This is a genomic window from Piscibacillus sp. B03 (genome assembly GCF_052246295.1).
Taxonomy (GTDB): domain Bacteria; phylum Bacillota; class Bacilli; order Bacillales; family Alkalibacillaceae; genus Piscibacillus.
This window is the reverse complement of sequence record NZ_JBQQCO010000096.1, coordinates 1-895: the sequence shown is the minus strand read 5'-3', so window position 1 is coordinate 895 and position 895 is coordinate 1. Positions and strand designations below refer to the sequence as shown.

Genomic DNA, 895 nt, shown 5'->3' with positions numbered 1-895 from the left:
ACGACAACGTCTTTATTGAAGTCATAGACATTCCAAAGTTGAGCCCACATTTCAGCACACCATTTTTGAATATCCGTTTTGGATTGACTCAATAACTTGTAAAGCGTTATAGAATCACGATACACCTTTTTCCAGTATTCATACGTTGGATTCTTAATCACCCATTGTGCGCCACCAATTGGTCTCTTTTGTCGTATAACCTTTGGATCAACCCCAATGGCTTGGCACATATCCTCAATTAAATGTGGGTGTTTACTATCGATATAGTCATTACCAATATAGCTCGTACAATCTGAAGCAAACCAAGTTTGAGATGTTGGTGTCACATTCGGGATCTCTCTAAAAAGCACATCGCTATCTAAATAAAAATAAGTTTCATCTTCTCGAGATGGATCTTCTTCTAAATAACGCATCCATAAATAAGGTTTTATAGAAGGGATATACGTTTTATCTTCTCGATCGTCAGTATAGATATGAGTTTCAACCCCGTAGTTTTCACGTAAAAAATGAGGTACACGATCGTCCTGCTTGGCAAACAACAAGACGATATCGTTTATACCTAATTTCTGCAAACGATAGATACAGACTTCGAGTTCCCACTCAAACCGTTTAATAGCTGGCTGACATAAAATGTACTTCATACCTTATCACGCACTAGTTGTGGTGGTGGTTGTCGTCGTACCTGGGTATGCTACTCCAAACACTTTTTGGAATAAAGCATCACGATTCGTTGTTTCTTCTGCAGCATCATATCCAAATACAACGGATTTTTCCTTATCAAAACCGTCAACTTTACGTTCCATAAATTCACCTGAGATTTCTTGATTCTGAAAAGCTGTCGTATTTTCTTTTGTTTGTGCATTAATCGTCGGACGCATGAACATCCCTTTGGTTA

1 protein-coding gene and 1 pseudogene are annotated in these 895 nt (G+C 38.1%); both read right to left on the bottom strand.

Annotated elements, in window-relative coordinates; all coding sequences use genetic code 11:
* Positions 1-641 (bottom strand): annotated as a pseudogene (locus ACTWQB_RS17360) (hypothetical protein); the annotation flags it as partial.
* Between the two features lie 6 nt (positions 642-647).
* A partial coding sequence (locus ACTWQB_RS17355) for a major tail protein (RefSeq protein WP_443140400.1) occupies positions 648-895 on the bottom strand: 248 nt, incomplete at its 5' end.